Here is a 13,520-nt window from a genome sequence, read left to right as displayed (position 1 = left end):
TTTTTTTTTTTTTTTCCCCATTTTTACACTCCCACCCCTCCCGCGGGCGGCCCCTGGCCCCCCCCCGGGGCCCGACATCAGCGAGGCCAGGCGTCGGCGCCACCCGGGCCGGTGGGTCGCCGCCCTCGTCGTCGCGGTCCTGCTGGCCCAGCTGGTCAACATGCTCGTGACGAACGAGAACTTCGGCTGGTCCGTGGTCGCGCAGTGGCTGACGGCACAGTCGATCATGCGCGGCCTCGGGGTCACGCTGCTGCTCACCGTCATCGCCATGCTGATCGGCATCGTGCTCGGCGTCCTGCTGGCGGTGTGCCGCATCTCCGGGAACCCGCTGCTGCGGGCCGTGGCCGGCGGCTACATCTGGTTCTTCCGCGGCACGCCGACGCTCGTGCAGCTGATCTTCTTCTACAACCTCTCGGCGCTGCTGCCGACGATCTCCTTCGGCATCCCCTTCGGGCCAGAGTTCGTCACGGTCAACACGAACAGCGTGATCACGCCCATGCTGGCCGCGATCCTCGGCCTCGGCCTCAACGAGGGTGCGTACATGGCCGAGATCGTCAGAGGCGGCCTGCTGTCGGTCGACCCGGGCCAGCGTGAGGCCGGTGCTGCCATCGGCATGAGCAACGCCCGGATCATGCGGCGGATCGTGCTTCCCCAGGCCATGCGCTTCATCGTGCCGCCAACGGGCAACCAGGTGATCAGCATGGTCAAGGCGACGGCCTTGGTCAGCGTCATCGCCCTGTCGGACCTGCTGTACACCGCGCAGTCGATCTACAACCGGACGTTCGAGACGATTCCGATGCTGATCGTGGCCTGCGTCTGGTACCTCGTCATGACCTCGATCCTCTACGTCGCGCAGTCGTTCATCGAGCGCCACTACAACAGGGGGAGCCGGCACCAGCAGACCAGCTTCCTCGACTTCCTCAGGATCCGGCCCCGGGCGAGCCGACCTGCCGTCACGGAAGGACCGACCGGATGACCGCCACCGCAACCCGTCCCGTGCTCGAGGCCCGGGGCGTCCGGAAGAGCTTCGGGCACATCGAGGTCCTGAGGGGCATCGACCTCGAGGTCAGGACGGGGGAGACGGTCGTCATCCTCGGCCCCTCTGGGTCTGGCAAGTCGACCTTCCTGCGCTGCATCAACCTGCTCGAGTCCGTGGACGGCGGCAGGATCCTCGTCGACGGCAATGACGTCGGTTTCGAGGTCGTCAAGGACCGCCTCCACGAGCTGCACCCCAACGAGGTGGCCCGCCGGCGCCGCGACATCGGGATGGTGTTCCAGCAGTTCAACCTCTTCCCGCACATGACCGTCCTCGAGAACATCATCGAGGGCCCGGTTGGAGTGCGGGGCGAGAAGAAGCAGCTTGCCGTCGAGCGGGCGCGGCGCCTCCTCGACCAGGTCGGGCTCGCGAACCGGGACGACGCCTACCCGCGCCAGCTATCCGGCGGGCAGCAGCAGCGCGTCGCCATCGCGCGAGCACTGGCGATGGAACCGAAGCTCATGCTCTTCGACGAGCCCACCTCGGCCCTCGACCCCGAGCTCGTCGGGGAAGTGCTGAAGACCATGGAGGAGCTGGCGAACGGCGGACTCACGATGGTCGTCGTGACCCACGAGATCGCCTTCGCCCGCGAGGCGGCCGACCGGGTCATCTTCATGGACGGCGGCGTGGTCGTCGAGGAAGGGACGCCCGAGCAGGTCATCGACAACCCCCAGCACGAGCGGACGCGCACCTTCCTCGCCCGGTTCCTCTAGTCCTGGCGAGCGAGCGCCGCGCCGGCAATGTTGGCGCCCAGCAGGGCAGTACGGGGCCCGCTCCGAATCGGAGCGGGCCCCGTATGTGCTCAGTGGCTCTCGCCGACCAGCTCGCGGGCGGCCTTCTCGATCTCGTCCTCGCTCACGAGGACGTGCCAGGCCGCGTCGCCGAGGGGGATGTAGCTGTCCGCGCTGGCGACGCGCTTGATGTGCCCGCTGAAGCCCGCGTCCACGAGGGCGGTGATGATGCCCTCGGAGACGCCGCCGGTCCGGCGGGTTTCGTCGACCACGAGGACGCGGCCGGTTGCGGTCGCCTCCCGGACGATGTCATCGACCGGCAGCGGGGCGAGCCAGCGCAGGTCGACGACGCGCGTCCCGACGCCGGACCGCTCCAAGTGGGCAGCGACGCGCAGGCTCATGTGAAGGCCGTTGCCATAGGTGACGATCGTGAGGTCGTCGCCGTCGCCGTACGTCCGGGCACTCCCGAGCGGGATGTGCCCGGAGGCCCACGATCCGGGCGCGGCGTAGGGCGCCAGCCACCCACCGTCGCCCTCCTCGTGGAGGTCCTTGGTGTGGTAGAGCGCGATCGGCTCGAGGAAGGCGCACACGCGCCCGTCCGCCCGGGCCGCGGCCGCGCAGGTCCGCAGCATTGCGGGGGCGTCCGCGGGGTGGGCCGGCGAGGCGATGACGAGCCCGGGTATGTCGCGCAGCACCCCGACCGCGTTGTCGTTGTGGAAGTGGCCGCCGAAGCCGCGTTGGTAGGCATAGCCGGCGATGCGCACGACCATGGGGTTGCGGTAGCGCCCCGCGGAGAAGAAGGAGAGGGTCGCGGCCTCTCCCCGGAGCTGGTCCTCGGCGTTGTGCAGGTAAGCGAGGTACTGGATCTCCGGGATGGGCAGCAAGCCGGTGATGCCGGCCCCCAGGGCGAGGCCGAGGATGGTCTGCTCGTCGAGCAGCGTGTCGAAGACTCGGGCCGACCCCAGGTTTCGTTGGAGACCGCGCGTCAGGCCGTACACGCCGCCCTTGGCACCGACGTCCTCGCCGAAGACGATGGCGCCCGGGTCCACGGCCATGAGGTCGGCGAGCGCTCGGTTGATCGACTGGGCCAGGGTGAGTGGGCCGGCGTCCTCGGCGAGGGAGCCGCCGAATGCCTTGCGCCGCAGCGCCTCCGGCGCGGAGCGCCTGGACAGCTCCTTGACCGCGACGGGCCGGTCGGCGGCGATCGCCCAGGTGACCGCCTCCCGAGATGCCAGGCGGGGCAAGGTGGCCACCTCCTCGGCCGCGGCGAGCACCTCGGCCCGCTTGGCCTCATACCGGTCGAGGACCTCGGCGGGGCTGAGCACGCCGGCAGCCACGAGCATGCGGGCGGTCCCGAGCAGGGGGTCCCGGTCGAGGTCGGCGACGATCTGGGTGCTGCTGCGGTAGGCGGTCTCGAGGTCGGTCCCCGCGTGCCCCATGAGGCGCACCGTGCGCAGGTGGAGGAACGCGGGCCGTCGCATGCGACGCACCCAGTGCGCCGCCTCTTCCGCCGCGGTCACGACACCGGCGAGGTCGCTGCCGTCCGCGCTGAAGTAGCGCAGCCCGGTGCGGTTCCCGTAGGCCTCCGCGATCCACCCGTGCGGGGTGGGGACGCTGATGCCGAGCCCGTTGTCCTCGCAGACGAGCAGCAGCGGCACCGGCAGGCCGCGGAAGGCGACCTGGATCGCCGAGTTGATGGCGCCCGTGGCCGTCGAGTGGTTCGCGGAGGCGTCACCGAAACTGCACACGACGACCGAGTCGGCGGGCCACGCCGGTTCCACCCCGAGCTTCTGGGCCCGTGAGAGCGAGAAGGCGACGCCGAGGGCGCGAGGGAGGTGCGACGCGATGGTGGAGGTCTGGGGGATGACTGCGAGGTCGTGGCGCCCGAAGACCTTGTGCCGGCCCCCGGAGATCGGGTCGTCCGTGGCGGCGACGAGGCCGAGGAGGACGTCGCGGATGCCATCGCTGCCTGGCACCTGCCGGGCGCGCTCGAGGTAGAAGCCGCCGGAGCGATAGTGCAGCAGCGCGGGGTCGGTGGGCCGCAGGGCGGCCGCCACCGCGGCGTTGCCCTCGTGCCCCGAAGAGCCGATCGTGTAGAAGCCGTCGCCGCGAGCCCGGAGCCACCGCGCCGCGAGGTCGAGATGGCGGCTGCCCAGCTGGGAGTCGAAGAGCTGCAGGGCGCGGGAGGCAGTGAGGTGGCTTCCGAAGGGCACTTCAGCGACCGTTGTGCCCGTCCGGTCGGCCGGGGCGGAAAGGGCCGAGACGACGTCCCGGAAGCGCGCGTCGACCTGCTCGAGTGTCGGGCCGCTCATCGGTCCTCTTCCCGGCCGCTCCGCGCGGCCGACGACTCGGCTGCGGCTTCGAGGACCGCGCGCACGATGCCCTGGTAGCCGGTGCAGCGACAGATGTTGCCGGACATCGTCTCGCGCACGCACTCCTGGTCGAGAGGCTGCTGGGGATCTTGCCCCTCGATGAGCTCCGTTGCCGTGACGAGCATCCCGGGCGTGCAGAAGCCGCACTGGAGACCATGGTGGCGGGACATGGCGCACTTGAGGCGCCCCGTCGTCGGGTTGTCGCCCAGGCCCTCGATGGTCACCACGTCGCGTCCCTCCACCTGGACGGCGAACAGCAGGCAGGAGCGGACGCTGCGACCGTCGACGAGCACCGTGCAGGCGCCGCAGACACCGTGCTCGCAGCCGAGGTGGGTGCCGGTCAGCCGGAGCTCGTCGCGCAACAGGTCGGCGAGGGTCAGGCGCGGCGGGACCGCGACGCTGACCGGGCGTCCGTTGACGGTGGTGGAGAGCGGAACTCGCTGCGACATCGTCGCATGCTGGTCCTCGAGCGTCATGCTGCATCCTCCTCGGGGGAGCGGGCGCGTCGATGTGCCTCAGAGAGGGCCTGCGTCAGGGCGGCCCGGCAGAGGTGGCGTGTGTGGTCCGGGTCGTCCGTCAGCGGTTCGAGCGTCCTTGTCCAGTGTGCGGCCAGGCGCGCCCACGTCTCCTCGGTGGGTATGCCGCCCACGACGTCCGCTGGCTCGCTGACCACGAGCGGGCGGTCGGCGGCGGCCATGAGGCCGGCTCGCACCGTCGCGACGCTCCCGTCGGGTTCCAGGGTGAGCAGGCACGCGGCGCCTGCCTGGGCGTAGTCGCCGAGTCGAGGAGCGTACTCGACGAAGCCCCAGCCCTGTCCGGGTCCGGCGCTGGGCACGGTGACCCACGTCAGGAGCTCGTCGGGCCGCATCGTCGTCGTGAAGACCGACTCGAAGAAGTCCTCGGCGGCGAGGGAACGGCGACCGGCGGCCTTGGAGTCGACGTGGATGACCGCCTCGTGCACGACCATGGCGAGGGGAAGCTCCGCGGCCGGGTCGGCATGTGAGAGTGAGCCACCCAGCGTCCCGCGGTTGCGGATCGCGACGTGCCCGATGTGGCTCGCCGCCGCTGACACGAGCGGGAGTCGCCGGCGCAGAGCGGAGTCGGTCTCCAGCGTCCGGTGGCGGACGAGGGCGCCGAGGACGACGGCGTCGACGTCCTCGAAGGTGCGCGACAGCTCGGCGAGGCTGCCGATGTCGACGAGCATGTCGGGTCGGGCGAGCCGGAGGTTCATCAGCGTGACGAGGCTCTGACCGCCGGCGAGCACCTTGGCCTGGCAACCGGCGGTGCCGGTCTCATCCGCTGTGGCGCCGAGGGCATCCAGGGCCTCCGGGACGGAGCGGGCCCGCACGTACTCGAACGACGCCGGTTTCACTGGTCCCCCTCGCGGACGGGCTGCGCGGCCGTTCGTACGACAGCGGTGCTGATCGGGGTCTCGCTGAGGTGCAGGGTCCCGCCGACGGCGTTGTCCACGGCGCTGGCCAGGGTGGCCGACACCGCGATGGTGCCGCTCTCCCCGGCCCCGCGGACACCGAGCGGGTTGCAGGGCGTGGGCACGCCGAGGTGGCGGACCTTGACCTCCGGGACGTCGCACGTCCCGGGCAGGAGGTACTCCGCCAGGGTCGTGGAGATCGGCTGCCCCGCGGGGGAGTAGCGGAACTCCTCGAGCAGGGCGCCGCCGATGCCCTGGGCGACGCCGCCGACGACCTGCCCCTCGACGACCTGCGGGTTGATCTCGACGCCGCCTTCGTGGGCCACCGCGTAGGCCAGGACGGAGACGGCGCCGGTTGCGGGATGCACCCCGACGACGGCGGCGTGCACCCCCATCGTCCACGTCACGGTCTCCGGGTGGAAGAACTCCACCACGTCGAGCTGACCGAGCTGCTCCTGCTCGCCGCCGGGCGCGCAGGCGGCCGCCAGGTCCGACCACGTGATCTCGCGATCGGAGGACCCGTCGGCCGTGGCGAAGCCGGTCCCGGTCGGCTTGACGAGCTCTGCGGACACCGCGAGCAGCTGCGCCGCGCGGTCCGTCGCCTGCCGGAGCAGCTCCTCGGCGGCCCGGCGGACGGCCGACCCCGCCAGCACCGCCGACCGGCTGGCGAAGGTACCGACCCCGTGGCGGACGAGGTCGGTGTCGGTCCTGCGAACGGTGACGAGCTCGAGCGGGCAGCCGAGGCCGTCCGCGGCGACCTGGGCGAAGACCGTCTCGTGGGCCTGTCCGGCGGAGGCCGCACCGGACGCCACCTCGAAGGTCCCTGCGGCGGTGAGCCGGACCCGGCCCGACTCGTAGCTGCCGCGGCCGGTGGCCTCGATGTAGCAGCCGACGCCGTGCCCGAGGGCCAGCTCCGGCTGCTCGGCGGAGAGGCTGGTCACGGTCTCCGGCGGCAGCAGCTCCAGGACCGTGTCGAGGCAGCGCCGGTAGTCCCCGCCGTCATAGACGATCGGGATCCCGTCCCGGTAGGGGAGCGGCTGCTTGTACGGCAGGTCCATGTGCGTGAGCAGGTTGCGCTCCCGGATCTCGACCGGGGTGATGCCGAGCCGGCGGGCCGCGGCGTCGAGGCTTCGCTCCAGGGCGAAGCACGCCTCGGGCCGCCCGGCGCCCCGGTACTGCGCGGTGATCGTCTTGTTCGTGAAGGCGCCCCGGCCGTGCAGCCTCGCCCGGGGAATCCGGTAGGGCCCGAGGAGGTGGATCGCCGTGTTTGCCACCACGCCGGCGACCCACAGGCCACCCGCTCCGACATCGAGCAGGAAGTCGTCCTCCCAGCTGACGATTCGGCCCTCGCCGTCGACGGACAGGCGCGTCCGATGCACCTGGTCGCGGCCTTGCGCCGAGCTGGTCAGGTGCTCCTGGCGGTCCTCGATCCACGCCAGGTCGTGCCCGGTGCGCCGCGCCAGCACGGGGACGATGATCTCCTCCGCGTAGACGTTGGCCTTGGTCCCGAACCCGCCGCCGACGTCGGGGACGACGACGCGGACGTCGTCCACGCTCCACCCCGTCGCCTCGCAGATGCCCTGGCGCACGAGGTGCGGGATCTGAGTCGAGGTCCACACGGAGACGCGTGGGCCGTCGACACGGGCGATGACGCCGCGGCCCTCGAGCGGCACCGCGCCGTGACGCCCGATCCGGTAGGTCTCCTCGACGGTGACGGCGACGTCCTCCGGATCGACGTCCTCGCCGAACTCGACCTCGATCACCGCAGCCTCGTTGTCGGGCAGGTGCGGATGGATCGGGGTGGCGTCCGGTGCGAGTGCCGCCTCGGCATCGAGGACGGGCGGTAGGGGCCGGTACGTGACGTCCAGGGTCTCGAGGGCGTCCTCGGCCAGGTAACGGTCGACCGCGACCACCGCGACGACCGGCTGCCCGACGTAGTGGACGTGCTGGGTCGGCAGGATGGCGAGGCGCTGCTCGTGCATCCGGAACCCGGTCGCCGCGACGAAGCCTGGATCGGGGGTGTGGAGCGAGCCGATGTAATCCCGGGCGAGGTCGAGGTCTGCGCCGGTGAAGACACCGACGACGCCCGGCATGCCCTCAGCCGCCGTGGTGTCGATCGACTCGATCACGGCGTGGGCCTCGGTCGAGCGGAGGAAGGCGACCGACAGCGCCCCGCCGGCCAGGTCGGCGAGGAAGCGGCCCCTTCCCTCGAGGAGGCGGTCGTCCTCCACCCTGGGCACGGACGTCCCGACGTACGGTTCCCCGGCGCCGGGGGATCGGTGCGGGCTGGCCCCGGCGCTCACTGGACCTTCTTCTCCCAACGCCACAGCAGCATCGAGATGGTGAACGAGACGATGATGAGCAGCAGGATCGTGGCGACCATCTCGGGGTAGTCACCGTGACCGTAGGTCTGCAGGACGACCCGGCCCAGCCCGTGCCGGGTGGCGAAGAACTCCGACAGGACGACGCCCACCACGGCGAGGCTGACCGCGAGCCGGAGCCCCGTCAGGAGCGGCTTGCGGATCGCCGGGAGGATGATGTGCACCAAGGTCTGCCGCCAGGAGGCCTGCACGGAGCGGGCCAGCTTCCAGTACACCTCGGGGATGTGACGCACGCCGGCCGCGACGTTGATGAGGACCGGGAAGAGGCAGAAGAGGACGCCCATGACAACCTTGGAGCCGCTCAGTTGGAAGATCGGCAGCAGGATCGGGTAGAGCACGATCTTCGGGACCCCGTTGAGGGCGATGATGAGCGGCTCGGTGGCGAGGCGGACGGACTTGACGAGGCCGAGGACGAGCCCGACGACGCCGCCCAGGACGGTGCCGATGACGAAGGCCGTCAACACCGCGACGGCCGTCTCCTTCGCGTCCACGAGGTAGTCCGCGTCGGTGAGGTTGGCGAAGAGGACGCTCACCGTCCTGGCCGGTGCGGGCACGACGAACAGCAGACCGCTCACGACCTGCCACAGGAGCACGACCACGACGGCGACTCCGATGGACCCGAGCAGCTGCCGGTGCCGGTCCTTGACGCTGAGCGAGCGGGCGACGGTGATGGTGGGGGCGCTCATCGGGTCCGTCCCTTCACGAGGAGCTTCTCGACGACGACGAGGAGGGCCGTGAGGATCATCGAGACGACCAGAACGACGAAGATGTAGGCGAACATCGTCTGGTTGTCGAAGATCTCGTACAGGTACCTGATCCGGTAGCCGAGGCCGGCCTGGGCGGTGACGAACTCCATGGCGATGCTGCCGATGAGCGCGTAGACGACGCCGAGCCGCAGCCCGGCGACGATGAACGGGGCGGCCGCGGGGAGGGCGATCGACATGAGCAGCTGACGTGGCGAGCACTGCAGGGACCGGGCCAGCTTCAGGTAGACGGGCCGGATGCCGTTCAGTCCGACCGTCGTGTTCAGCGCGACTGGGATGGTGGCCATGATCGTCGCGAGGATCACGACGGAGCTGGCGTTGATGCCGACCACGACGATGGCGAGCGGATAGAAGAGCACCATCGGGACGGCGTAGAACGACACGAGGTAGGGCTCGAAGATCCGGCCGACCGTCGGCAGCTTCCAGAAGAGGAGGCCGAGCAGCAGGCCGAGCACCGAACCGAACACGATGGACAGGCCGATCTCGAGGCTCGTGCGCCCCGCGTCGGCCCAGAACTCCGGCTCGGAGAGCAGCCCGGCGGCGGACCCGACGATCGACGAGGTGGAGGGCAGCACGTCCTCGCGCCACCAACCGGCACGCGGACCGACCTCGCAGACGAGCGCGAGCGCGGCCACGAGGACGGTGGTGGCGATGCTGCTGTAGGCGACGTCGCCCAGCTGGCGGCGGCGTCGCGCGCTCGGCGCTGCCGGCGGGGCGGGCGAGCCGGTCGCGGTCGGTTCCTGGACAGTCACGGGTTCCTCGGATCGTGGGGTCACGGCGGCGGTCCTCACGCCGCGCCTTCCTGCTGGCGGAACCCGCGCATCGACTCCTCCTGCAGCGAGGTCCAGATGCGGTTGTGCAGCTCGTTGAAGCCCGGGCTCGACACGATCGAGGGATCCCGCTCGGCCGGCAGGTCGACGTCTACGACGTCGATGATCCGGCCAGGCCGGTACGACATGACCCAGACCTGCTCGGAGAGCAGGATCGCCTCGGAGATGTCGTGGGTCACGAAGAGGACCGTCTGGGCGCTGCGCTGCCAGATGCTGCGTACCTCGGCGCCGAGGAAGATGCGCGTCTGCTGGTCGAGGGCCGCGAAGGGCTCGTCCATCAGCACGACGCCGGGCTCGAGGGCCAGGGTGCGGGCGAGGGCCACGCGCTGGCGCATCCCGCCGGAGAGCATCGAGGGGTACGCATCAGCGAACCCCTTGAGGCCGACCAGCTCGATCGCCCAGGTGGCCCGCTCCAGCTGGTCACCCTTGCTGACCCCGGCCACCTGAAGGGCGAACCGCACGTTGTCGAGCACGGTTCGCCACGGCAGAGTGGAGTCCTCCTGGAAGACCACCCCGATGCCCCGGTCCGGGCCGGTGACGGCCTTTCCTCCCACCTGCACCTGGCCGCCGGTCGCCTTGGTCAGCCCGGCGATGACGGACAGCAGCGTCGACTTGCCGCAGCCGCTCGGCCCGACGAGGGAGATGAACCCCTGGGTGGGCACTCGCTGCGTGACACCGCTGACGGCCAGGACGGTGCCGGTGGGGGTGTCGAAGGCGACCTCGACGTTCTCGAGGTTGATCTCGGACATGGCATTCCTCCGGTGCAGGTGGGGGACGGTCTGGCAACGATGGGTCAGACGGCTGCGGGGCAGCGGCGTCGGCTGCGTCTCAGAAGCTGGCGCGGTCGGACTCCGGGAGGTACTGCTGGTCGAGCACCTTGCCCCAGTCGACGTTCTGCTTGATCTGGCCTGCTTCGACCATCAGCTGGGACAGGTTGTTGAGCGCGGCCGGGTCGACCTTGAGCGAGTAGGCCTTGCTCAGCTCGGGCGTCTCCTTGAGCGCCTTCGCAACGGTGGGCGCGTCCATCTTGATGACGCCGGCGATCTCCTTGGCGGCGGCATCGGGGTCCTTGACGACGTAGTCCATGACCCGCTGTGCGACGGAGAAGAAGTCCTTGATGTTCTGCGGGTTCTTCTTCGCGTAGTCGGTGTTGATCGCGACGAGGTCCGCCGGGACGTCCCCGAGCACGTCGCGTGAGGCCACCAGGACCTGGGCGCCCTCGGCCTGCTTGGCCGTGACGAACGGGTGCATGGCCCAGCCGGCGGTGATCTTGCTTGCCTTGGCCGCGGTCCAGTTGTCGCCCATCCCGCCGACGGCCTGGCTCTTGACCCCGAGCTTCTTCTCCAGGCCCTTGACGAGCAGCTCCGTGGAGGACCCGGCGGAGGAGAACCCGAGCGTGGCGCCGTTGGTCGACGCGGCCTTGGGAGCGATCCAGTAGAAGTCGTTGACCTGGAACCACGGGGCGATGATGGTGAGGTTCGAGTCCGGCTTCTGCGCCGCGAGGATGACCGACGAGTTCCCGGCGATGGCCATGTCGGCGTCGCCGCTCGTGACGACGCGCAGGGTGTTGCCGCCACCGCCGCCCGAGTACATCGAGACGTCGAGCCCCTTCTCCTTGAACCAGCCCTTGTCGATGCCGACCTGGAGCATGGCCATGAAGGGCAGGCTGTCGACGCCCGTGGCGGAGATGCTGAGCTTCTTGGTCGTGCCACCGCTCGAGCCGGCGGCGTCGGTGCCCCCGCCACAGGCGGCCAGGGTCACGGCCGCGGCCGTCATCACAACCATGAGGGGGATACGCATAGAGCGAAGGTTCATCACAAATGGCCTCTCGTGAAAGGAGATCGGGCTCTGGGGGTTCAGTTGGTGATGGCTGAGCGCCGGCGTCGGGAGCCGAGCCAGACTGCTGCGGCTGCGCAACACAGTCCGAGCGCCGGGAGGTAGGAGGAGAGGGGCGGTATGCCGTTCACGCCGCCGGTCGGCTCGTGGCCTGTGCGCGTGGTGCGGTGGGTCAGGCGGGTGGCCTGCCCCCCGGTCGGCTCAGTCGAGCCGGGGGTCGGTAAGGGCCGCTCGCCCTCGGTGAGGGTGGGCGCCTGCACCCCGTCTTCGGGGGTCAGGGCTCGTCGCAGCGCAGGTGGGGCACCGGCGACGGCGCTGCCCGGTGCGGGTGGCTGGAAGTCCATCCGTGATGCCCGGCCTAGACGCGGTCCGCGATCTCGGCGAACGTGCGGATGGTCGCCTCCTTGCTCTGGCCCGGACGGACGAACGGCACGATCGAGACCTGGTCGACACCGAGGTTCTGGATCTGGGCCAGCCGCTTCGTGCACTCCTCGGGAGTGCCGGCGAGCGCGAAGAGGTCGACCAGCTCGTCGGGGACGAGGTCGGCGTGCGAGGCCTCCGTGTCCATGTGGTGGTAGTAGTCGTACGAGTCCCGGATCCGGTCGACGACCTGCTGCAGCTCGGGGTCGATGGCAGCCGGCAGGGGTCGGATCACGACGCGGCTGACGTGCGCCCGGACGAGGTCGCGCGCCTCGGTCGGGTTCTCGTCGATCGCGGTGGGTGTCCAGAGCACGATGCGCACGTCGTCGAGCGTGCGCCCGGCCTGCCTGGCACCGGCCTCGATCCGTTCGAGGGCGCCCTCGATGAAGTGTGGCGCCGTCCCGACGAGGACGATGACGCCGTCGGCGATGCGCCCGGACATCTCGAGGATCTTCGGGGCGGACGCCGCGATGTAGATCGGCACGTCGATGGGCTCGCGCAGGTAGTTCAGGTGGTAGTGCGCGCCGCTGGTGGGTTCGGCGACCTCCTCGCCCCGGAACAAGGCCCGCAGCTCGCCGATGGCCTGCTCGAGCTCGGCGAGCTTGAGGGGCTTGAGGCCCATGGTGCGCAGGGACGAGTCGCCGGTTCCGATCCCGAGGATGGCCCGTCCACCGGTGTACTCGGCGAGCGTCGCCCACGACGAGGCGAGCAGGGACCGGTGGCGGGTGACGGCGTTGGTGACGCCCGTGCCGAAGACGATGCGCTCGGTCCCCACGGCCGCGGCTCCCATGACGACGCCCGACTCACGCCAGATGTTCTGCGAGTCGCCGAACCAGACGTTGTCGTAGCCCAGTGACTCGCACAGCTGCACGTAGTCGCGCATCGCACCCACGGGTTCCGTTGGGAACAGACCGATCCCCTTGCTCAGCACGCGGCCTCCTAGAGTTCCTGCAGCCCGGTCGGCTGGACGTCGTCGTCGCTGCATACTGTCTCTTGGATCACGTATACAATCAAGGCCCTCGCCGGAAAATTTGCGATCTGCACCACTCCCACCGCCCCGGAGGTCCCATGCAGCTGGTCAACGAGTTCACGGTCCGCGCGGGGGCCGAGGCCGCCTTCGCCACCCTGTCCGACCTCGAGCGCGTCGTCACGTGCATCCCGGGCGCGACGTTCGACGGCCGCGACGGGGCGAACTACCACGGCCGCGTGGGGCTGCGCATCGGCCCGGTCGGGCTCAACCTCGCGAGCACCGCGACGGTCGTGGAGTGCGACGAGGTGGCGCGCCGGCTCGTCGTGCGAGGGGTGGCTCGGGACCGGACCGGCCAGGGGGGCGCCAACGCGCTGGTCACGATGACCGTCGGTGAAGAGGCGGACGACGAGACCCAGGTGCGGGTCGTCACGGACCTCGACCTGTCGGGCCGGGTCGCGCAGTTCGGCGGGGCCGCCATCAAGCAGGTCAACCGACGGATCGTCGCCCAGTTCATCCGCGAGCTGGACGCGCTGCTGAGCGGCGAGGGCCGGGATACCCCGGACGCGTCGCCGGCGCCTCGCCCCCTGCCGCATGCCGCCCAGTCGCACTGCAGCGCAAGCGCGCTCGAACGATGGGCCGGCCCAGTCGCGGCGACAGCGGCGGCCGGCGTGCTGCTCGGGGCCGCGATCGTGCGGGCACTCCGGCGCGGCACCGTCCCGCAACCGCGCTGAGGCCAGTCGGGGGCGCGCCG

12 protein-coding genes are annotated in these 13,520 nt (G+C 70.6%); 3 read left to right on the top strand and 9 right to left on the bottom strand.

Annotation, left to right across the window (positions count from 1 at the left end; translation table 11 throughout):
• Together ACTHJJ_RS03295 and ACTHJJ_RS03290 are read left to right on the top strand one after the other, a co-directional pair.
• Window positions 1-976 (top strand): amino acid ABC transporter permease (locus tag ACTHJJ_RS03295; protein WP_440301508.1); only part of this gene is annotated, 976 nt, incomplete at its 5' end.
• Entirely contained in the window at window positions 973-1,749 is a 777-nt protein-coding gene (locus ACTHJJ_RS03290) for an amino acid ABC transporter ATP-binding protein (RefSeq protein ID WP_440301507.1), read from the top strand. The genes ACTHJJ_RS03295 and ACTHJJ_RS03290, both read left to right, overlap by 4 nt.
• Before the next feature lie 89 nt (window positions 1,750-1,838).
• Here the strand turns inward: ACTHJJ_RS03290 and ACTHJJ_RS03285 are convergent, their stop codons facing one another.
• From ACTHJJ_RS03285 to ACTHJJ_RS03245, 9 genes are all read right to left on the bottom strand, one after another.
• Window positions 1,839-4,079 (bottom strand): thiamine pyrophosphate-dependent enzyme, encoded by a 2,241-nt coding sequence (locus tag ACTHJJ_RS03285; RefSeq protein ID WP_440301506.1) that lies wholly within the window; start codon window positions 4,077-4,079, stop codon window positions 1,839-1,841.
• Complete coding sequence (locus ACTHJJ_RS03280) at window positions 4,076-4,615, bottom strand: (2Fe-2S)-binding protein (RefSeq protein ID WP_440301505.1); 540 nt, start codon at window positions 4,613-4,615, stop codon at window positions 4,076-4,078. The genes ACTHJJ_RS03285 and ACTHJJ_RS03280 overlap by 4 nt, the downstream gene beginning before the upstream one ends.
• Complete coding sequence (locus ACTHJJ_RS03275; RefSeq protein WP_440301504.1) at window positions 4,612-5,511, bottom strand: FAD binding domain-containing protein; 900 nt, start codon at window positions 5,509-5,511, stop codon at window positions 4,612-4,614. The genes ACTHJJ_RS03280 and ACTHJJ_RS03275 overlap by 4 nt, the downstream gene beginning before the upstream one ends.
• Window positions 5,508-7,799 carry a xanthine dehydrogenase family protein molybdopterin-binding subunit gene (locus ACTHJJ_RS03270; protein WP_440301503.1) on the bottom strand — a complete coding sequence of 764 codons (2,292 nt, stop codon included), beginning with the start codon at window positions 7,797-7,799 and terminating at the stop codon, window positions 5,508-5,510. The genes ACTHJJ_RS03275 and ACTHJJ_RS03270 overlap by 4 nt, the downstream gene beginning before the upstream one ends.
• 68 nt (window positions 7,800-7,867) lie before the next feature.
• A complete protein-coding gene (locus ACTHJJ_RS03265; protein ID WP_440301502.1) occupies window positions 7,868-8,635 on the bottom strand; it encodes an ABC transporter permease in 768 nt (255 codons plus the stop codon).
• Complete coding sequence (locus ACTHJJ_RS03260) at window positions 8,632-9,465, bottom strand: ABC transporter permease (RefSeq protein ID WP_440301501.1); 834 nt, start codon at window positions 9,463-9,465, stop codon at window positions 8,632-8,634. The genes ACTHJJ_RS03265 and ACTHJJ_RS03260 overlap by 4 nt, the downstream gene beginning before the upstream one ends.
• Window positions 9,466-9,500: 35 nt before the next feature.
• Entirely contained in the window at window positions 9,501-10,292 is a 792-nt protein-coding gene (locus tag ACTHJJ_RS03255; RefSeq protein ID WP_440301500.1) for an ABC transporter ATP-binding protein, read from the bottom strand.
• Between the two features lie 79 nt (window positions 10,293-10,371).
• Window positions 10,372-11,343 carry an ABC transporter substrate-binding protein gene (locus tag ACTHJJ_RS03250; RefSeq protein WP_440301499.1) on the bottom strand — a complete coding sequence of 324 codons (972 nt, stop codon included), beginning with the start codon at window positions 11,341-11,343 and terminating at the stop codon, window positions 10,372-10,374.
• Window positions 11,344-11,737: 394 nt separating this feature from the next.
• Entirely contained in the window at window positions 11,738-12,730 is a 993-nt protein-coding gene (locus ACTHJJ_RS03245; RefSeq protein ID WP_440301498.1) for an LLM class flavin-dependent oxidoreductase, read from the bottom strand.
• Window positions 12,731-12,867: 137 nt separating this feature from the next.
• On the opposite strand from ACTHJJ_RS03245, the gene ACTHJJ_RS03240 reads away from it, so the two are divergent.
• Window positions 12,868-13,500: an SRPBCC family protein gene (locus ACTHJJ_RS03240; RefSeq protein ID WP_440301497.1), complete on the top strand. Its 633-nt coding sequence runs from the start codon at window positions 12,868-12,870 to the stop codon at window positions 13,498-13,500.
• The last annotated feature ends 20 nt before the right edge of the window (window positions 13,501-13,520 follow it).

Source organism: Intrasporangium sp. (assembly GCF_051961875.1).
Classification (GTDB): Bacteria; Actinomycetota; Actinomycetes; order Actinomycetales; family Dermatophilaceae; genus Intrasporangium_A.
This window is presented reverse-complemented; position numbering and strand designations above follow the sequence as displayed.

Coding starts and splice junctions, on each gene's coding strand:
- ACTHJJ_RS03255 (WP_440301500.1), bottom strand. CDS start 10,292: ATGTCCGAGATCAACCTCGAGAACGTCGAGGTCGCCTTCGACACCCCC.
- ACTHJJ_RS03240 (WP_440301497.1), top strand. CDS start 12,868: ATGCAGCTGGTCAACGAGTTCACGGTCCGCGCGGGGGCCGAGGCCGCC.
- ACTHJJ_RS03290 (WP_440301507.1), top strand. CDS start 973: ATGACCGCCACCGCAACCCGTCCCGTGCTCGAGGCCCGGGGCGTCCGG.
- ACTHJJ_RS03265 (WP_440301502.1), bottom strand. CDS start 8,635: ATGAGCGCCCCCACCATCACCGTCGCCCGCTCGCTCAGCGTCAAGGAC.
- ACTHJJ_RS03280 (WP_440301505.1), bottom strand. CDS start 4,615: ATGACGCTCGAGGACCAGCATGCGACGATGTCGCAGCGAGTTCCGCTC.
- ACTHJJ_RS03250 (WP_440301499.1), bottom strand. CDS start 11,343: ATGCGTATCCCCCTCATGGTTGTGATGACGGCCGCGGCCGTGACCCTG.
- ACTHJJ_RS03285 (WP_440301506.1), bottom strand. CDS start 4,079: ATGAGCGGCCCGACACTCGAGCAGGTCGACGCGCGCTTCCGGGACGTC.